Source organism: Arthrobacter sp. 1088 (assembly GCF_031455315.1).
GTDB lineage: Bacteria > Actinomycetota > Actinomycetes > Actinomycetales > Micrococcaceae > Arthrobacter.
The window spans coordinates 231,452-250,474 of sequence record NZ_JAVDSM010000001.1 but is presented as its reverse complement, the minus strand read 5'-3'; the positions used below and the strand labels follow the sequence as shown (position 1 = coordinate 250,474).

Annotated in this window: 20 protein-coding genes; 9 read left to right on the top strand and 11 right to left on the bottom strand. The window is 58.9% G+C overall.

Annotated elements, in window-relative coordinates; genetic code table 11:
- Positions 1 to 175: 175 nt before the first annotated feature.
- Positions 176 to 949 carry a response regulator transcription factor gene (locus J2Y41_RS01155; RefSeq protein ID WP_224165166.1) on the top strand — a complete coding sequence of 258 codons (774 nt, stop codon included), beginning with the start codon at positions 176 to 178 and terminating at the stop codon, positions 947 to 949.
- On the opposite strand, the gene J2Y41_RS01150 is transcribed toward J2Y41_RS01155, so the two are convergent.
- From J2Y41_RS01150 to J2Y41_RS01105, 10 genes are all read right to left on the bottom strand, one after another.
- Positions 946 to 1,419: an Hpt domain-containing protein gene (locus J2Y41_RS01150; RefSeq protein WP_224165167.1), complete on the bottom strand. Its 474-nt coding sequence runs from the start codon at positions 1,417 to 1,419 to the stop codon at positions 946 to 948. The genes J2Y41_RS01155 and J2Y41_RS01150 overlap by 4 nt on opposite strands.
- 118 nt (positions 1,420 to 1,537) lie before the next feature.
- A complete protein-coding gene (locus tag J2Y41_RS01145) occupies positions 1,538 to 2,422 on the bottom strand; it encodes a type II secretion system F family protein (protein WP_224165168.1) in 885 nt (294 codons plus the stop codon).
- An 8-nt stretch (positions 2,423 to 2,430) separates the two neighbouring features.
- The gene (locus J2Y41_RS01140) at positions 2,431 to 3,363 is read right to left on the bottom strand and encodes a type II secretion system F family protein (protein ID WP_309925403.1); all 933 of its coding nucleotides are present in this window, start codon (positions 3,361 to 3,363) and stop codon (positions 2,431 to 2,433) included.
- Between the two features lie 7 nt (positions 3,364 to 3,370).
- On the bottom strand, positions 3,371 to 4,681 hold the full coding sequence (locus J2Y41_RS01135; RefSeq protein ID WP_224167562.1) for a CpaF family protein: 1,311 nt from the start codon (positions 4,679 to 4,681) through the stop codon (positions 3,371 to 3,373).
- A gap of 203 nt (positions 4,682 to 4,884) precedes the next feature.
- Positions 4,885 to 6,081 (bottom strand): AAA family ATPase, encoded by a 1,197-nt coding sequence (locus J2Y41_RS01130; protein WP_224165170.1) that lies wholly within the window; start codon positions 6,079 to 6,081, stop codon positions 4,885 to 4,887.
- The gene (gene cpaB, locus J2Y41_RS01125) at positions 6,078 to 6,854 is read right to left on the bottom strand and encodes a Flp pilus assembly protein CpaB (RefSeq protein WP_309925397.1); all 777 of its coding nucleotides are present in this window, start codon (positions 6,852 to 6,854) and stop codon (positions 6,078 to 6,080) included. The genes J2Y41_RS01130 and cpaB overlap by 4 nt, the downstream gene beginning before the upstream one ends.
- A gap of 31 nt (positions 6,855 to 6,885) precedes the next feature.
- Positions 6,886 to 7,914 (bottom strand): Tad domain-containing protein, encoded by a 1,029-nt coding sequence (locus tag J2Y41_RS01120; protein ID WP_309925395.1) that lies wholly within the window; start codon positions 7,912 to 7,914, stop codon positions 6,886 to 6,888.
- The gene (locus J2Y41_RS01115) at positions 7,902 to 8,276 is read right to left on the bottom strand and encodes a TadE/TadG family type IV pilus assembly protein (RefSeq protein ID WP_309925392.1); all 375 of its coding nucleotides are present in this window, start codon (positions 8,274 to 8,276) and stop codon (positions 7,902 to 7,904) included. The genes J2Y41_RS01120 and J2Y41_RS01115 overlap by 13 nt, the downstream gene beginning before the upstream one ends.
- A gap of 88 nt (positions 8,277 to 8,364) precedes the next feature.
- On the bottom strand, positions 8,365 to 8,610 hold the full coding sequence (locus tag J2Y41_RS01110) for a Flp family type IVb pilin (protein WP_309925389.1): 246 nt from the start codon (positions 8,608 to 8,610) through the stop codon (positions 8,365 to 8,367).
- A gap of 220 nt (positions 8,611 to 8,830) precedes the next feature.
- A complete protein-coding gene (locus tag J2Y41_RS01105; protein WP_309925387.1) occupies positions 8,831 to 9,253 on the bottom strand; it encodes a hypothetical protein in 423 nt (140 codons plus the stop codon).
- A 239-nt stretch (positions 9,254 to 9,492) separates the two neighbouring features.
- Between J2Y41_RS01105 and J2Y41_RS01100 the strand changes: the two genes are divergently transcribed.
- From J2Y41_RS01100 to J2Y41_RS01065, 8 genes are all read left to right on the top strand, one after another.
- Positions 9,493 to 11,097, top strand: a complete 1,605-nt coding sequence (locus J2Y41_RS01100) for a HAMP domain-containing sensor histidine kinase (RefSeq protein ID WP_309925384.1) — start codon at positions 9,493 to 9,495, stop codon at positions 11,095 to 11,097.
- A 287-nt stretch (positions 11,098 to 11,384) separates the two neighbouring features.
- The gene (locus tag J2Y41_RS01095) at positions 11,385 to 13,070 is read left to right on the top strand and encodes an amidohydrolase family protein (protein ID WP_309925382.1); all 1,686 of its coding nucleotides are present in this window, start codon (positions 11,385 to 11,387) and stop codon (positions 13,068 to 13,070) included.
- Between the two features lie 116 nt (positions 13,071 to 13,186).
- Complete coding sequence (locus J2Y41_RS01090; RefSeq protein WP_309925379.1) at positions 13,187 to 14,110, top strand: ABC transporter substrate-binding protein; 924 nt, start codon at positions 13,187 to 13,189, stop codon at positions 14,108 to 14,110.
- On the top strand, positions 14,107 to 15,084 hold the full coding sequence (locus J2Y41_RS01085; RefSeq protein WP_309925377.1) for an amino acid ABC transporter permease: 978 nt from the start codon (positions 14,107 to 14,109) through the stop codon (positions 15,082 to 15,084). The genes J2Y41_RS01090 and J2Y41_RS01085 overlap by 4 nt, the downstream gene beginning before the upstream one ends.
- Entirely contained in the window at positions 15,084 to 15,860 is a 777-nt protein-coding gene (locus J2Y41_RS01080) for an amino acid ABC transporter ATP-binding protein (protein ID WP_309925981.1), read from the top strand. Before J2Y41_RS01085 ends, J2Y41_RS01080 begins: the two co-directional genes overlap by 1 nt.
- Before the next feature lie 57 nt (positions 15,861 to 15,917).
- Positions 15,918 to 16,658 carry a GntR family transcriptional regulator gene (locus J2Y41_RS01075; RefSeq protein WP_309925375.1) on the top strand — a complete coding sequence of 247 codons (741 nt, stop codon included), beginning with the start codon at positions 15,918 to 15,920 and terminating at the stop codon, positions 16,656 to 16,658.
- Positions 16,655 to 17,641: an ornithine cyclodeaminase family protein gene (locus J2Y41_RS01070; protein WP_309925372.1), complete on the top strand. Its 987-nt coding sequence runs from the start codon at positions 16,655 to 16,657 to the stop codon at positions 17,639 to 17,641. The genes J2Y41_RS01075 and J2Y41_RS01070 overlap by 4 nt, the downstream gene beginning before the upstream one ends.
- 50 nt (positions 17,642 to 17,691) lie before the next feature.
- Positions 17,692 to 18,003, top strand: coding sequence for a hypothetical protein (locus tag J2Y41_RS01065; RefSeq protein WP_309925370.1), 312 nt, complete (start codon positions 17,692 to 17,694; stop codon positions 18,001 to 18,003).
- On the opposite strand, the gene J2Y41_RS01060 is transcribed toward J2Y41_RS01065, so the two are convergent.
- Positions 18,000 to 18,998, bottom strand: a complete 999-nt coding sequence (locus J2Y41_RS01060) for an aldo/keto reductase family protein (protein ID WP_309925369.1) — start codon at positions 18,996 to 18,998, stop codon at positions 18,000 to 18,002. The genes J2Y41_RS01065 and J2Y41_RS01060 overlap by 4 nt on opposite strands.
- Between the last annotated feature and the right edge of the window lie 25 nt (positions 18,999 to 19,023).

The following is a 19,023-nucleotide window of genomic DNA, read 5'->3' as shown; positions in this document are numbered from 1 at the left end:
GTTTCGCGCCGATTCCGGGAAGAGCAGGGGGCGGAGCGTAAAACCGGAACGTTGTGACGGCGCATATTGCACATATTAGGTGCTATAAAACTTGAATGCTTGTATCGTACGTATTGGGTGACACTTCCCGCTTTGCGCTGGGCTTGCGGGGATGTGCGCCGACTCGAGGGAATCAATGAGCGAGCCTGGGGTTGCTGTAGTCATTGAGGATGATGAGGACGTCCGGAATTTGGTGGGCGCCATCCTGAGAGAGGCGGGATTTGTAGTCCATTCCGCCGCGACTGGACGCGAAGGCGTCGAGGTTGTCCGACATCATCAAGCCGTGGCGGTGACACTGGACGTCGGACTTCCAGACATGGATGGCCATGAGGTTTTGCGGCGGATCCGGCAATTCAGTGATGCGTATGTTGTCATGCTCACTGCACGCCGCGACGAACCGGATACTCTCACCGCTTTCCTGACGGGTGCCGACGACTATGTAAAGAAACCATTCCTGCCACGCGAGCTAAGGGCAAGGGTCACAGCGATGATGCGGCGGCCCCGCGTGGGCGTTGGGTTGTCCTTACCCGAGGAGGCCAACGAATCCGGCTTGGTCCGTTCGAATGGACGTAACGATCCGGTCCTTGAACACAATGGATTGTCGTTGAATTACAAATCCCGGGCAGTGGCCCTTGATGGTTCTCCCCTGACTTTGACCAGGAGCGAATTCGACCTGCTGCTTGATTTGCTCCGCAACCCGGACGAAGTTCGGACAAGGGCTGACTTGGTTCGGGCTGCCCGTGGCGACTATTACGACGACGATGCATATATCAGCGAGGCCGACGAACGGGCTGTTGAAACCCACATTGGAAATCTTCGCCGAAAGCTGCACGAAGACTCACAGTCTCCCCGGTTTCTACAGACGATCCGGGGAGTCGGCTATCGACTTGCCCCGAAAAGGCCCGATTAAGAGATGGGATCCGGCTCCGGGCTTTCTTTCCTCAGTACGTAGCTTTCCTTGAGCTCCTTGACAGTGCGCTGACCACACTCGGCAATCTCATCAAGGAGAGTCTGGGCATTGCGTAATTCACCGTTCAGAAGGTGTCCTTCAAGAATGGCTGCGAGAACCGAAAGGCGAATGCCCCCCACCATCGCTGAAGATGTTCTCAGGCTAAGTATTGTGTCCATTGCCGCCGCTTCGTCACCACGTTCGACGGCGGCCGCGAGGTTTCCGTAACGTGTTGGCCAGAGCCTCGCGAAGTCGCTTGCAAATATGCGCGCAATGCGCGGATCGCCCACCTGATCTTCCAAGAGTTGGAATTCCGCGAGGTCCAGTATCGGCCGTCCGGACGCGTTGGGCATCCATGTGGAGCCTTTCGTCTGTCCGGTACGGTCGGAGTCCCCACGCTCGTCGACCTCACTGAAATCTGAACTGAACATAACTCGATGCTACTTCCTGAACTCAGATTTAAACCGATCTTGTGCTGATCTTGAGCAAATCCTTAGCTCCCCCTGATTTCTTGAGTTTCCTTTTATTACACAAATTCGTTATTCCTGCTCAGCCAGCACTGAGGGTTGTTATGGTATTGATCACTGCTGGTCCCAGGATGGCAATAAACAGGACTGGAAAGATGAAGAATAGCAGGGGAAAGAGAATTGTTACCGGAAGCTTCATGGCTTTCTCCTCGGCGCGTTGCCGGCGCTTAACCCTCATGACCTTCGCCTGAACCCTCAACACGCGGCTAATGGCAATCCCATACGTGTCGGCCTGGATAACCGCCTGCACGAAGCTTCGAAGCTCAGGAATATTGGTCCGCTGGGCCAACGCGAGATAGGACTCACGGCGGCTCCTGCCAACCTGCATGTCCTGGAGTGTCCTGACAAGTTCTTCCGCCAGCGGTCCCTTGCCGTTTTCTCCGGCGCGGGCCATGGCTCCTTCGAAGCCGAGGCCGGCTTCCACGGAGATGAGCATTTGGTCCATGGTGTTGGCGAGTTCCAACTGGATTTTCTTTTGCCGCTCCTGACCTTTGCTGTAAAGCATCAGGTCCGGAATGAAATATCCCAGCAGGACCACAAAGATCCCCACAAGCTTGATGAGTCCACTCTGGCTGGTGGTAGTGATAAACACACCAAAAATCGCGCCGAGAAGGCCAAGTGCTGGCTTGGCGGCAAGGACACGTCCCAGAGGGAGTGACGTGGGACGGCCAGCCAAGGCCAGTAGCCTGTCCAATTTCTGGACATAACTTCCGGGGGTAAGCCTGTAGCCCAGGCGCTCCAATGCCCCGCTCCTGCTCTGCTGCTCCACTTCAATCGCGATTTGACCCCGCGACAGGAGCTCACGGACTGCCCGCGGGGTCCTCCGGTCAGTTGAAAGGAGGGACCACGCGAAATAGGCGCTCGGCAACGGAACGAGCAACAAGGATAAAAGCAGGAAAGGGTGCAAGGTTCACCTCAAAATTTCAAGTCGATGATCTTGCGCATCCACAGACCACCGATGGTCATCAAGATGACGGAACCTCCGATCATCACCCAGCCCAGCGGATTGGTGAACATCACGTTCATATAGCCGGGGTTGACGATCATGAGCATGAACACGATTCCCACCGGGAGGGCCATCAAAATGTAGGCCGAAAACTTTCCTTCTGCGGCCAGGGATTTAATGTGCCCTTTGATTTCACTGCGTTCGCGAATGGTGTCGTTCACCTGGTCCAGCACATCTGCGAGGTTCCCACCCACCTCACGGTTGATCTGGATTGCTTGGGCTATCCAGACGAAATCCTCGTTCCGCATTCTCTCCGCCGTATCGTTCAGGGACGCTTGCAAGTCCCGTCCCAGACTTGTCTCCGTGATGACCCTGCGCATTTCTTCGGATGTGGGGCTGACTGATTCCGTGGCAGCGGCGTCGATGGCGCGCAGGATGCTGTGGCCAGCCCTTAGGCCGCCGGAAAGAAGCTGAAGTGTGTCGCCAAGCTGATCATCGAACTTGTCACGCCTTTTGCCGGCCCTGAACTTCAGAACCAGCCGAGCCACGAAGGGTGCCAAAATGCTGAGGAGAATCGCGAAGAGAATGCCGCCGACAATCAGCCCGATCAAGGCTCCCACCACCGCGCCGGCGATCACCAGGACGACGAAGTCCGCTTGGCTCATTCGCACACCCGCGTCATCGAGTTGTTCGCGGTTGAAAAGCCGAACTTTGCGCTGCGTCAGCACACGATGAAGTGCGTCCGTTGTTGACCCGGTGAACCGCGTCAGATGCGAACCGGGAAGCAGCTGGTAGGGCCTCCGCCGGTCCAGCGGAACATCGGGGGTCTTTGGCAAAATAACAGCTACCCCGAACAGCACGATGGCTGACAGCATGAGGGCCAGCCCGACGAAAAGAATCATGGCGCGCTCACGTCCTCGGCGTCGATGTCAGTGGAGCCGCAAAAAGCTCGGGAGAAACATGAATGCCCAAGTCCGTGAAGCGATCGATGAACCGCGGACGGATGCCGGTGGAAACTGGTTTGCCGAGGAACCTACCGTGAGCGTCGACGCCGGCCGAATAGTCGAAAACAAAAGCGTCCTGAAGCGTGACGATATCGCCCTCCATCCCTTGGACCTCAGTCACGTGCGTGATTCGTCGCGTGCCATCGCGGAGACGCGAAATTTGGATGATGAGGTTCACCGCGGACGCAAGCTGCTCACGGATCGCCCGCAACGGGAGGTCCATCCCAGCCATAAGAACCAGCGTTTCAAGTCTGGCCACGGCATCACGGGGAGAATTCGAGTGCACCGTAGAGAGTGACCCATCGTGCCCGGTGTTCATGGCTTGCAGCATGTCCAGCGACTCTCCCCCGCGCACCTCGCCCACCACGATCCTGTCCGGGCGCATACGGAGCGAGTTCCGGAGCAGTTCGCGGATAGTGACTTCGCCCTTGCCCTCAGTGTTCGGGGGCCGGCTCTCAAGCCTGACCACGTGCTGCTGCTGGATCTGCAGCTCCACTGCGTCCTCAATGGTCACAATTCGGTTGTCCTCAGGAATGAATGAAGACAGGACATTCAACAACGTGGTTTTGCCGGTTCCGGTACCGCCGGAAACAATAATGTTCAATTTCGCTTTGACGCAGGCATTCAGGAGTTCGGCGATTTCAGGGGTGAGTGTGCCAAAGTCGATCAAATTCCTGATGGTCAAGGGCACTTTGCTGAATTTTCGGATTGTCAGGGACGAACCGCCAACAGCAAGCGGCGGGATCACAGCGTTGACGCGTGAGCCGTCCTCCAACCGGGCATCGACCAGCGGTGACGACTCATCGATTCGGCGTCCCACCTTGGAGACGATGCGTTCGATGACTCTTCTCAGATGGTCTTCGGAGCTAAATCCCGAATCAGTGAGGATCAGCCTGCCGCGCCGTTCGACGTAAATCTGGTCCATTCTGTTGACCATGATCTCCGTAACTTCCGGGTCATCCAGCAGGCGCTGCAGTGGCCCGTAGCCCAGGACATCATCGGCCACATCCGCCACAAGCCGGCTGCGCTCCTCAGGAGAGAGCGGCACCTGCTCGGCGTCGATGATCCTGGTCAGCTCTTCCCGGGCAGCCGTCCGTAACTCCTGCTCACTCAACGTTGAATCGTTGAACCTCGCACCCAGACGCTCAAACAATGCCGTTGCGGCGCGTCGCTTCAGGGCAGCGAAGGCGTCCACCGGCTGCTGGGCCTTTGGCATCGGCGCGTCAGGATGATCAGCCAATTTCACTGAGAGGTGGGGTTTCGACGCGACCGTGGCCTTCGTTTGAAGGTTCGGTTTGGCCTGCTGGGCGGCCTGCGCAAAGGTGGGGTTCGGCGTCGAGAGTGGCTTGGATCCTTGTCCAAGCGCAGTGGCTGGAGCCGCGGATTCTTCCTCGGCGTCACGCAGGCGTTCGGACAGCTTCACTGGACTACCACCCTTCTGTGCAGTTTTCGCTGGGCCGTGGCCCGCCATGCGGGGTTGAACCGTTGAACGAGATGGTTCAGGCCCTTGATTGCTGGGTCCTTCGCCCCCTCTTGCAGCACCGGAATACCACGGTTGGTGGAGAGCGCCACTGCCTTTGATCGGGGAATGCTGATATCTACGGGGGCACCAACGGTCGATTCAACGTCCTGGACGGACAGCCCGGACTTGGAATCGGCCATGTTGAGTACCACGTGGCGGGTTTCCGGGAGCAGATTCAGCTTGCGAAGGATGTCCAACCCGGAGCGCAGGCCCCGAACGCTTGGCACATCCATGGCTGACACCCACACGGCGTCGGTGCACTGCTCCAACGCCGCGAGGCCGATTTCAGGCAAGCCCGGGGCTGTATCAACCACCACGTACTGAAATTCTTCGGCAAGTTGCTCCAGCAGCCGGCCCACCTGTTCGGGAGTAATTTCATCTGCTTCAACAGGATTTTTGGGCGCGCACAGAGCATAAATGCTCGCGGGATGGACCGTGAGAAATGCCTTGAGCACCAAAGAATCCTGGCTGGCCGACGGCGTGACCGCGTCAGTAACCGTATGTTCCGGATTGAGGTAGAGCCCTGAGGCGACATCACCGAACTGCAAATCGAGATCCACGATCACTACGCTCATCGGCGCTATCTTGCCCAACCCCACGGCAATGTTCGTGGCGATGGTCGTCTTTCCCACGCCTCCCTTGGGAGAAAAGACGCCGATCACCAGTCCCTTAGGTGCTCCTGCCGGCTTAGGTTCCGAAGTTCGCTGACGGGTGGCGAAGGACTGGCAAGCACGCTCCAGGGTGACCCTGATCTCGGCCATGTCTGCGGACGGACTCATGATGTCGCGGATGCCGGACCGCATCGCTTGGAGGATAAAGTCCGGCTGCGGCTCAGCGACGAGAAGTACGCTGAGCTCCGGCACCTGAACGTTAAGGACTGTAGCCAGGCGCATCGCTTCCTCAACCGGCACGTCCGGTCCCAGGATCAGCACCTCGAGTTGTCCCTGGTCCAGGGCGCCGAAGAGCTCGGCCGGGTCAACGGGCAGGACGCTGGTGAAGAAGGTCTGCACGCTTCCGGGGAGGCCGCCGGCAACGGCTTGACGTAGCCGCTGATCAAATTCAGCACTGGGCGTTATCAGGACAAAGCGACTCACTTGTACACCTCGCTCCGTTGGATGATTCTGGGTCCGCTCTCCTGGGCGTCCACAGGCTCCTTGCTCAGCCAGATCTTGGCGAACTCGGCGGCGAAAACGATCTTGGCTGCATCCGAGTCGCCCACTGCCACGGTAAGGAGCAGGGAACCAGTGGGCAGGGTGCTGTCCTTGGGATCAGGTGCTTGGGTCCCGGAACTCGGGGCAGGGCTGGGCTGGGCTGTGGCTGCTGGCTCGGGGGCACGCTGCACTGCGGTCACAAGCACCTTGTGAATGGACAACTGGGTGGTTTCCTTATCCGGCTTGGACTCAATTCCACCGCTCTCCATGGAAATGAAAATCCCGATGTGGTCACCAGGAACTATCCGTCCCCCTACGACTCGCACGGGGTCCAGCTGGAACGAAACTTCCTGCATTCCTGGAGGCACCGCAACGTTTCCCGGAGCCTTCAATGCCTCCGGAGCTACAAGACGCTCGGCCACCAATGGTTCGCCCGGTACCAGGTCCACAGCGGCCACCTTGCCCGCCGAATCGCCCAACGTCTTCAGTGCTGATGCGGGGACAGATGATTGCGGAAGCTGCTGGGCGGCAAGGGATGCCTTCATGGCCTCTACCGGCGTGCCTGCGGGAATCGGAGCCTTGACCATCAAGACATCAACGGGAGCAAGATTCTGGACAGCCCGTTGATCAGCGCCCTGCGCATAAGCGAACACGAGGATCACCCCTATGACCGCCAGCAGCGCTGCTGCCGATCCTGCCAATAAGCGTGATTTCACTTAACACTCCTGTGCTTAATAATTGGAAAGGCTAGCTGGTCAGGCGCACTACGGTGACACCATTGGCATCCACAGGTCCCAAGGAATAGCCATCAGCCAGCGATACGTACTTGACGAATCTCCCCACGATCCCCCGGCAATTTCCGGTACAGGACAGCGAGGAAGAAACATATGGACTCTCGTTGTGGAAAGTGTCCGGGAGGCTGCTGCCGCCGCTGAACTTCCATCCAGTCACCTTGAAAGCGGCAAACGAGACCAAGTGGTAAATGGCTCCGCTGCCTGTGCCCGTAACGGAATTGAAAACCGGAAGCAGCACAATGACGTCTTTTCCGGCGTTGATGCTGGCTGCCCACTTGTTCAGGGTTGAGGAACAATTTGGCGGCACGCTGTTCCCGGGGGCGCTGCCACCTTCGCTGAGCGCCAGGTCAATGGTGCCACCGCACACGCCAGGATCCTGGACAGTCCAGCCGAACCCGCCCTGTACTGCCGCGCCTGAAGGCCCGTAGTTGCAGCTGGGATTGGCGCCGGTGCCGTGAGCCTGCAAAAGCTGCTGGACACCGCCAACGTACCCTTGCACCTGGCAGATCGAAAACGCCAGGGGAAAGGGAGTTGTTCCAGCGCGAGGACTGCCCCACTGAACAGACGACGACGTCACAACGTCCGCCGTATTCATGCCCAGGACACGGCCGAAGACCAGTGAAACGGCATTTGGAGCGCCGCCCGCTTGCTGGGAGCCGGCGGACACGGTTACCTTCCGGTTAGTCAGATCAAGGTTTACCGAGTTGATGTTTCCAAGGCCGTCTATGGCATTCTTATTGGCCATGTCCTTGGCGATCTGGGACGTAGCGGAGCAATTCGGGTCGCTGAGATTGGCGGCGCATTTCTCCGCCACGGCCAGGGCCGCTGCATCGGATCCGTTCTGCGCCTGCGCCTTTTCCGAGTAGAGCATTCCAGCGTCCACAGCCAGGGCGGCAAAGCCAAGTAACGCAACCAGAATCAGAGCTATGAGGACCGCAACGGCTCCGCGTTCGCCGTCGTCATTGCCCTTTAGCCGCCACATACCATCACCCCTACTCCTTGCATCGGGAACGGTCCTGCGATTCCCGTGAGGGTGCTGAGTGTGTATTTGACGGTTACGGACATCTGCGCGCCGGACGTGCAGCTGGTGGCACTGAAGGTGAAGTTCGCATCTGCCAGCTTGGGATTCAGGGTTACAGCGGCATTTTTCGCCGCGGTCCTGGCTGCCGACTGATCATTCGCGATGGACATCACGCGCACGCCCTCGCGGGCAGCGTTCGTGAGCGAGACCTGCGCGTTGTAGGCCCGTCCGAATTCCATGATCCCCAGGACCAGGAGGATCAGGATGGGTGCAAGCAGTGCGAACTCAACCGCTACTGCACCCCGTTCTGATGTCCTCTGCATGTGGATCTGCCTTCTCATCGAAAGTGGAAAGAGGAGCGGGTGGGTGGGGCCACCGACCCACCCACCCGGGTACCCGCTGTGAGCCGGACTACTTCGAGCAGCTGCCAGGAACGGACGGGACTGTAGAGGTGGCAGTGGTGGTGGCTGTCCACGTGCCGCCCTTGACGGCACAGGCTGAGCTATTGAAGGTCTCGACGAGGTTCCCGCCGAGCAGGGTCACAGCAACGATGATGACAACGGCGATGAGCGCAACCATGATGCCGTATTCGACGGCGGTAGCGCCGTTCTCTTCACGACGGGCACGGGATGCGATGGTGCGGAAGGTAGCAAACATTTTGAAAACTCCTGAGCGAGTTGGGGAGATGTGGGCTGGCCCGATACCAGCTCCCAACCAACGTAGCAACGGAGAGAGGCCCATATCGGAGTCCTTGGGACTTCCTGTGGAAAGCCTCTGGAACCTGCGTATTTCCTGCGCTAAACCTAGGAATTCCCTCGCTTTGCCCCCACAAAATAAGGCCGCGCCACCATTGGCACGGCCTTATCGTTGAGGTTTGTCAGCCCATTGCAGGGGCAACCACGGGTGGTGGCGAGAGCTGCTTACGCGCCCACCGGGCCAATTTCTTGCCCTTGCCCTTCCACCAGTTGTCTTCATCCTTGTCGGAGTGCCAGCGGAAGATGATCATCACCAGCACGGCCATGCACATGGCCACCTGAAGCCATGACCAGGTGACCGCTTCAGCGAGCGCGCTGATCCCCATGACCATGATGGAAGGAACCGCCAAGGTCCTGAAAATCGTATTCGCCACGTACCGGGGGCGTGAACTGGGTATGGACATCGCACGCACCATATCGAAGCACAGGCACACCACTACCATTATTTGTCCCACGGACATAAGGAGAAGCCCGGGCAGCGACCCCGCGAACACTGCTGCCGATTCCATTCCTGTACTCAACGTAACCCCTCCAACAAACGTCATTTCAGATCCTCTGTGCTCAATTGAATCGGCTGCAGAAGGGCCCCGTCACGAGTAGTGAGTACTCGTTTCCAGCCGGCCCCACTACTTGCTTGCTTGCCGGGTACTTGGTCTTGGAGTGGCAGGACTTTCCAGAAATTCCTGTGCTTTCGTACCGCGCGTTGTCTTTGCTGATCTGTGAATCACTATGCTGGGCAGCAGGGCTTGGTTTTCAGATCCGGGGGGATGGAAGGTGCTTGGCTATGGGGGATAGCGTTTTCTTGCCGCTGGAGGACTATTTCAACAGAATCGGTAGGCGCAGGGCGGTTGTGTTGTGCCAATTGCCCTTGATGGTCATGGCCACATTGATTGTTTTCCTAGCAATCCTGTTCAACGCCAGCAGCCTCTTCGACCCTGTCTTCGTCGTCGTCCTGCTCCTGCACGTCATGATCCTGACTGCATGCCTCGTTCTTCCATGGAACCGTCTTCCCAGTTGGAGTTTCGTTTTCATCCCGGTAGTGGATTGTCTCGTTCTGGGCCTACTCCGCGAGGTCGGCGGTCCGGTGCTCAGCGTGGTGGGGCTTGTCATGGCTTTTCCTGTGATCTGGCTGTCTGTCAGCGTCAGCAAGGTGCGCGTTGCCTTCGCCATCCTGGCACCGCTTTGCGCCACCGTTGCTTCACCGTTCTTATTGGGGCACGAAGTTGAACGGCCAGAGTTGGTCCGCATGATTGTCTTCCCGGTCATCATGGCGGGTTTGGCCATCACCGGGCATGCTGTTGCCCGCGGGCTGATCAAACATGGCGAGCGTCTGGACCGTAAGGATCGAGAACTGGTGCGACTCCACGGCGCAACCAAAGATCACGCGCAGCTCCTGGACACAGTCCTTGAAACGGTCAACGTCGGTGTCTGGGCCATGGACACAAACGGTGCCGACATTCTTACGAACCGCCGCCTTCGGGCCGATCGTTCATGGGTTCACGAGTCGACGGACTCCGTAAACCCCTTCACGGTTATGGCTGGGCCGTCCGCCGAAGAGCGGAACAGTCCCGCCGATCTTGCCGTCCGAGGCGCCAGTTTCACCAACAGGCTCGTCCGGGTGGGCGATGGGGAGAAGCAGCGGACCTTTTCGGCCGCCGCACGGCCGCTGCTCGACGAATCGGGCCAATTGAAGGGTTCGATCATTGCTTTCACGGACGTCACAGCCCTGGTGAAGGCGCAAACAGCGCGTGACAAGTTCGTCGCCACTATCTCCCACGAACTTCGGACTCCGCTAACGTCCATCCTTGGTTACCTGGAAATATTCGCCAACCAGCCGAATCCTGCGTTCATGGGCATCATCGAACGGAACGCGGAACGCCTACTGACCCTCGTCAATGATTTGCTCCTTGTCGCCTCCGAAGACCTCGAACTGCGTCGCCGGCCGACCAACGTCTCCGAGCTGCTCCAGGAGTCGGTCAAGAACGCCAGGCCGGCCGCCGCCGCAAGGGGCATCACCATTGCTCTGCAAATCCATGGAGACGTCGCTGCAGATGTGGACCCCGGTCAATTCTCCAAGGCCATTGACCAGTTGCTGTCCAACGCGATCAAGTTCTCTCCCGAAGGCACACAAGTGGTCATTGGCCTCCGGGGAAAAAACGGCGAGGTAGAGCTATCCGTCCGCGATCACGGAATCGGCATGACCGAACAAGAACAAGACGAAGCCTTCACCAAGTTCTTCCGGGCCGATCAGGGAATGGAATCAGCAATACCGGGGGCAGGCCTGGGTTTACCACTCAGCAAAGCCATTGTTGAAGCCCACGGTGGAACCATCGGGTTGAACAGCCGGCCGGGTTCCGGCACGACTGTGACGGTCACTGTTCCTCGCTAGGTGCAGATCCAATATCAGGTGCAGATCGAGCCTGCCCGCCAGACCGCGGCAATCTCCTTCATCGATATCGTGACGATCGTCATAATTTCACTATCTAGCCACGATAGCCCAAGCCTCACATGAGCGCAAGAGGCTGGTTGGTATGCCAAGGTCACCAGTGATGGGGTGATGATCGCAGAAATAAGTGAACATTCCCCAGCCCTATTGACGCTTCTTTCAAGTTTGGTATACCGTCGGCGCTATTCGGCATCCACTTGACTGGATGCCTCGACGATGAGGGAAGACGAATGGCAGAAGTAGAAGTCGTTTCGAACCAGGCCGGAGCTGGCTGTGCCAACTGCGGAAGCGATGCGGGGCTCGAGGGCGAGACCCGCACAGTCAGGAACCAGCTGGCTCAAACAGGGCTGTTGGAGGACAAAGTGCAGCGCGGGTCTGCGCTGGCGAAGATGCGGGGATTCGGAGCTGACGGCTTCCGTGACCAAAGCCGTCCACTGGTTCTGGCCCCGAGTTGGCTCCTGGCGCATATCAATGACGAGATGGTTCTCCTGGCCGATCACGAGGTTGTGGTCAAGAACGGTCGAATTGAGGCAGTCAGGCCCCGCACGGGCAGCACCGACGAGCGCGTGGATATGCCGGGACAATTGCTCCTTCCGGGACTGATCTCCATGCACAGCCATGTAGCCGGAGGCGCAGCCACCCGTGGCTACGTTGAAGGCAACCTGACTCCCATGAGCAAAGGGGCGCCGCTGCGGCAGGGGCGCCAATTCCTCAAAGCCATGGTGCTCCTTGAAGACCTTCCGGACGAAGATCTGGACACTATGACCGCGTTGAACCTGGCTGAAATTCTTCGCGGTGGGTGTACTACCCAAGTGGAAATGTCCAAGGGCCTGCGCTCAATGCAGTCATACGTCCGGGTTGCCCGCGAGTTTGGCATCCGGGGCTACCCTTCAGGCGCTGTCCCGGGAATGAAGCGGATCCTGCCCATATGGAAGCGGGGTACGGACGATCAAGCGTTGTTCGATTCGGTGCCGGAAACCCTGGCCGAAATCCAGGAAAACCTGGACTACGCCCGCAGCATCAACGGCGTTGACGATGGTCGTATCCTTCCCATGATGGCGCCGGCAACCAACGCTGTGCACACACCGGAAACTTTTGCGGCAATGAAGTCGGCAGCACAAGAGCTGCACGGCCTGCACATTCACCTTCAGGCTGGATATGGCCGCGCGCCTCAGCCAGACAAGGTAGCCATGAACAGGCTGTGGGGCCAGGATGAAATACCGTGGCTGCACAGCATGGGCATCTTCGATGGTTCCGTTCGCGTCTTCGGGGCCCATCTGCTGGGTATCGACTTTGAGCGTGACCTCCCCCTTTTGGCGAACTCCAGCTTCACGTTTGCCAACTGCCCTTCCGGTACGGGAGCGGGAGTAACGCCGGCGCAATGGCCGTGGCCGGAAGTGCTGGGGGCGGGCGTCAATTCCGGCATCGGTTTGGACACCCACTCCAACGACTACATCGAGAACCTGAAAATGGCGGTCATCTACGGTCGCATCCGCGCCGATTTCCTGGGTGATTCCACTCCTGTGCCCATGGTCCGCCCATCAATCTGGACCGCCGTCGAGGCAGCCACGCTGGGCGGAGCGAGGGGACTTGGCCGTGAAGATCTGGGCCGCATCGCCGTGGGAGCGAAGGCAGACCTCACGAGCATCGACGTCAGTGGCATGTTCGTCGGCGTCGGAACCGTGCCGCGCGAACCCCTGAACCACCTCATGTACGCCAATGGCCTCTCTGTCAGGAATGTCATGACAGACGGACAGTGGCAGGTCCGCGACGGCGCCCTGACTATCGTTGACGAGGCCGCCTTGGTCCACAAAGCCGGCAAGGTCGTCCAGAGAATCTGGGACCAGATGGCAGCCGACGGAGTCTTTGTCGACGAGCCCCGCAGCGACCTCATACCCGCCGCTTCCCTCCGCTAACCCCTCCCCCGCACATCCCGCGGTTCACACCCGGGATATTCCGTGCTGCCCACTTTTGACCCTGTAGTTCCCTTCAAGACCAAGTAGTTCCCTTCAAATTATTAGGAGATAGATCAATGAAGAACTTTGCTCCCCAGGTATCTGAATACTGGAAGAAGGTCGCTGTAACGACAGTTCTCGTCGGCATAGTCGCAAGCACCGCCGCCTGTGGTGGCGCCGCACAGCCGGCTACGAAGGTGGAACCGGCAGCAAGCGGTAATGCCACCTTGAGTGATCTGCTCCCCGCAGACATCAAAGCAAAGGGTTCCATCACCGTCGGAACACAGCCCGACTTTGAACCCGCCAACTACACTCCGATCGGCGAAGACGGCGTCAAGGGATTCAACATTGACCTGATGGATGCGATGGCAGCCAAGCTGGGCCTTAAAGTCACCTACCAGAAGGTCCCTTTCGACCAGCTTCTGGTGGGCGTGCAGAACGGCAAGTTTGACGCCTCCATTGCTGGCATGACGGACCGGCCCGGCCGCCAGGAAAAAGTTGATTTCGTAGACTACCAAGTGGCAGGAACCGTCTTCATGGTGGCCAAGGGCAACCCAAAGAAGATCACCAGCGAAGTCAACGGCGGCTGCGGAATCAAGATCGGCGGGGTCAAGGGCAACGACGACGAACGCCTGGTCAAACTGATGGCCGAGGCCTGCACCGCCGAAGGCAAGCCTGCCCCGGAACTGGTGACCTTTCCTACCGGAAGCGATAAGAACCTGGCGCTAACCTCAGGGCGGGTGGACGCCATGTTCTGGCCCGACATGGCCGTATCCGTAGTACAGAGGGAGACCGCTGGAAAGCTGGAGTCCGTGCCGGTGAATTTCGAGCAAAAGGTCTTCCTGGGCATGATCTTCAACAAGCAGACCCCTCAATTGCGCGACGCCTTCCTCAAGGCAACCGAGGCCATCCATGCTGACGGCACGTATGACGAGATCCTGAAGAAATGGGATGTTGCTGTCATCGATCTGCCAAAGCCCGGAATCAACCTCGCCAAATGACCACTAATAATGAAGCGCTGACAAAAGTGCATTTGGCGACCGGTTCCCCACTAACAACTCCCCGACGCGGTTCGGACCAGCCCCAGGGAGTATCCGGAGAAAAGGCAAGAAGGCGAAAACCATACGGACAATGGGCCTCCGCAGCCCTGATCCTGGCAACCATCGGCGCATTCTGTTGGACGCAGGCCGGCAATGAAAGGCTCGATTGGGCCAGCGTGGGCCAGTTCATGTTCCATCCAGCCATACTCAAGGGCATAGCAGTCACGCTGGAACTCGCGGTTTTCAGCATGCTGATCTCGGTGGTTCTGGCCTTCGGCGTCGCCCTCATGTGCCAAAGCAGAAACCGCGTGGCGTCAGCCGTAGGCAAACTGTACGTCTGGTTCTTCAGGGGCGTACCCCTGCTGGTGCAGATCCTCATCTGGTTCAATCTCGCCGTGCTTTACCCCACCATCCTGGGGAGGGACACGAATGAATTGATCTCAGGATTCACCGCGGGCCTTTGTGCCCTGTCTCTGGCCGAATCCGGATATATGGCGGAGATTATTCGAGGCGGCATCATCTCGGTCAATAAAGGCCAAACTGAGGCGGGGCTGAGCATCGGCCTTACCCGGGGCCAAGCCCTTCGCCGGATCGTCCTGCCCCAAACCATCAGGGTCATCATTCCGCCCACGGGAAATCAATTCATCGGACTGCTGAAGGCAAGCTCGTTGGTCTCAGCGATCGGTGGCAGCGACCTGCTCACCCAAACCCAGTTGATCTATGGACAAAACTTCAAGATAGTTCCCCTGCTCATCGTCGCCACAGTTTGGTACCTGATCCTGGTAAGCCTCGCCAGCGTGGGCCAGTACTTCCTGGAGCGGAAGTTCAATCCGGAGGGAGCATCCTCCGGCCTCTCATTTCGGCAACTCTTCATAGGCCGTGCTGCCGTGCCGGAACAGCAATCGGCACTTATCCGGAAGGCAGGACAGCCATGATGGCAGTTCAAATGCAGGAACCCTTGATGGAAGCCCGGGATGTCAACAAATGGCTGGGACGTAACCACATTCTTCGCGGAGTGGACATGACGGTGGAGCCAGGCGAAATTGTCTGCGTCCTCGGTCCGTCAGGCTCTGGCAAGAGCACGCTGCTCAGGTGCATCAACGGACTTGAGGCAATCGAGTCCGGCACCATCAACGTTGATGGCGACCGCGTGGGATTCAAGACCCACAAGGGACAGCTGTACGAACACACCGAACAAGAAGCTGCACTGATGCGTCGGAGGATTGGGACGGTCTTTCAGCATTTCAATCTTTTCAATCACATGACGGCCCTGCAAAACGTCACGTATGGCCCCCGGAAAGTCCTCGGCCTCCCCAAAGCAGAGGCAATCAAACAAGGGCTGGATGCGCTGGACAAGGTTGGCTTGTCCTTGAAACGAGACTCCTATCCAGCGCAACTTTCCGGCGGGCAGCAGCAACGCGTAGCAATCGCCCGCGCGCTGGCCATGAAACCCCAACTGATGTTGTTCGACGAACCAACCAGCGCCCTGGACCCGGAATTGGTGGGCGACGTACTGGCGGTCATGAAGCGGGTGGCTGAGGAAGGGATGACGATGATCATCGTGACCCACGAAATCGGATTCGCCCGGGAAGTCGCGGACAGAGTCGTGTTCATGGATGAAGGCCGGATTGTCGAATCAGGACCGGCAGCACAGGTACTCGACCATCCATCCAACGATCGAACAGCCAATTTCCTTCGCCACGTCAAGTGAAAGCGTGGGGTCCGGCGATCGCCGGACCCCACGACACCAGAACAGGAACACGACCCTATGACAGACCGTGAAGCCCTGGACGATGTTCCAGTTTCAGCATCACGCACAGCCTTGGCTTATTTACACATCAGAGACCGGATTATCAGCGGGGACCTGACGCCCGGGACGTGGCTCAGGGAGCGGGAGCTATCCTCTGAGCTCAACGTTTCCCGTGTGCCGGTCCGGGAAGCCCTGCTGCAACTCGAGGCCGACGGCTACACCACCACAGGGCCACGGCACGGTGCCGTTGTTCGACAAATGACCATTCAGGACGTCAATGAAGTATTCGATATCAGGCTCAGCATTGAAGTCTCAGCAGCAAGCATTGCCGCCAGGCAGGTAGCCGATGGTGCCGCTCCCGATCAGCTGCTCACGGTCATGGCACATGCAGAATCGCTCATCGACAGCCAGGATGCCGATCTGAGGGCACGGACAAATATCGCCATTCACGACGAAATCTTCCGGCTGACGGGCAACGAGCTGCTGACCTCCGTCATAAGGCCGGTCGCCAACCGCATGCGCTGGCTTTTCGGAAATGTGGTGGAACAGGACGCCGCGGTGCTGTGCCAGGAACATCGGGCATTGTGCCAAGCGATATGCATGGGGCAAGCAGAACTGGCCTCGGCCTTGGCCGTCGCCCACATTGAGCACAGCAGGGCCCCTGCCATTGCCCAGCTCGAAGGAAGGCTCCCCTCCCGCCGTGCGCAAAATGCCAGACCCCCTGGCTCCTTCCACCCCCGGACACAGAGGCACCCATGACACTTGTTCTCACAGCATCCACACTCGAGTCCCTCGCCAGCATGACCGAAACCATTACCGCCGTCGAGCGCGGTTTTGGTGACATCGCCCGCGGCACTGCCCTTCAGCCCGGTCCGCTATCTCTGCACCTGCCGTCGTCGGAGGCGCGCTACCTACTCATGGCCGGGATGGCAGAAAGCCAAGGGCTGGCGGCAGTGAAGCTTCTTTCCGATATCCCCGCGAACCACCATGAAGGGCTGCCTACCCAGCGCTCCAGTATCCTGTTGGCCGATCGGCGGACAGGTGAAACACTCGCCCTTCTGGACGGGCGGGTGCCCACCCGAATTCGAACCGCAGCCGCGAGCGCCGTTGCCAGCCGGTTCCTTGCCCGCCCTGACAGTTCAACTCTGGGGCTGGTTGGTGCAGGAGCCTTGGCCATCGCCCACGTTGAAGCGTTGATGGCGGTTCTTCCCATCCGGAAGGTAGTGATGTGGTCCCGAAGCGCGTCTACACTCGCGGCGTTCAAGGCCAGGACCGCGCACCACCAGATCGAATTCGTGAGGGCGTCCAGTGTCCAGCACGTTGTGGAGGAAGCCGACGTGCTCTGTACCCTGACGCCGTCCGAGGAGCCTTTGGTTCGTGGCGAGTGGTTCCGTCCCGGACTGCATGTCAATGCTGTCGGCGCCCGGCCTCGCCCCACTCATCGGGAAATCGATTCGGAGGGGATGCGAAGGTCACGAGTGTTCGTGGACAGCATGCCAACTGCCATTGAGAAGTCGGGCGACCTCATGATGGCTGTGGCCGAAGGAGTCATAACGATAGACGACGTCGAGGGTGAACTCGGCGGGGTCATCGCCGGCGACGTGATGGGCCGCCAAAGCGAGGACGATATTACGCTCTTCAATTCGGTGGGAATCGGCATGCTTGACCTGGCCATCGGCCGGCTGCTGTACGACGCTGCGGTCCTTCATGGATTGGGAACCAGCATCGATATGTCCCGGTGATGAAAGCGCACACGTCAACCCCTCAGGGACGGTGTGTTGGATAATCAAGTATGGGCGCGGAGCTGCTGACAATTCCTGAATGCCCCCATGCTGCGGCCGCTCAGCAACTCTTCGAGCGGGCACTGAGGCTGGCCGGGGTTTCCGGCATGGTGCACTTAGTGGTGGACTCCGAGGAGGAAGCAGCCTCGCTCGGTTTCCACGGCTCCCCCACATTCCGGATCGACGGACAGGACCTCTTTCCGGTCCTCGGAGCCCCCGCGCTGAGCTGCCGGATCTATCCAACCATCGACGGCCCCCGAGGCCTGCCGCAGCTGGAATCGCTCCGAACGGCGATTCAGGAAAAGCTGAAGCATGTAGCTTAGGGCCGGGTCAGGAATGACTCGACTTTTCCAGGGTCCCTCTCGATCACCGGCTCCAGCACTTCATCAATTTTGGCGAGGATTTCCGTGGTGAGCTTAACCCCGGACGCCGTGGCATTGTCCACCAATTGCTCGGGCTTGGAGGCCCCAACGATCGCTGCCGAGACGTTGCTGTTCTGCAAAACCCAGGCCACGGCGAGGGCGGCCATGGACAGTCCTGCTTCCTTGGCAATGGGCTGCAATTCCTGGACCTTCTCCAGCACCTCCGGGCGCATGAACTTGTGCTCGTCTTTCAGAGCCCCGTCCTCCGTGGTGAAGCGCGAATCGGTGGGCGCCCCCTTGCCTGGAATGTACTTGCCTGTAAGGACGCCCTGTGCCAACGGGGACCAGCAGATCTGTCCCAGGCCGAGCTCCTCGCTGGTGGGTACGACTTCTTCCTCGATGACCCGCCACAGCATTGAGTACTGGGGTTGGTTCGATACGAGCCCGATACCAAGGTCTTTGGCGAGTGCGGCACCGGCCCGGATTTCGTCCGGAGTCCATTCGGAAACTCCGATGTAGAGTGCTTTGCCGGCCCGGACGATGTCCGCGAATGCCTGCATCGTCTCCTCAAGCGGCGTTTCGTAGTCGTAGCGGTGGGCTTGGTAAAGGTCAACGTAATCCGTACCGAGCCTGCGCAACGAGCCGTCTATTGACTCCATCATGTGTTTGCGCGAGAGCCCACGATCGTTCTTCCCCTCACCGGTTGGAAAATAGACCTTGGTGAAAATCTCCAAGCCTTCACGCCGGACCCCTTTGAGGGCTTCGCCCAAGGCCGATTCTGCACGGGTTCCCGCATAGGCATCGGCAGTATCGAACGTGGTGATCCCAAGATCCAGTGCTTGCCGTACGCAGGATGTTGCCGCCTCCTGGTCGATCTGTTCGCCATGGGTGACCCAGTTGCCGTAGGCCAGTTCGCTGACGTACATGCCGGAGGCGCCGAGCTTGCGATATTCCATGGGTTAAGTCCCTTTCAAAGGTGTG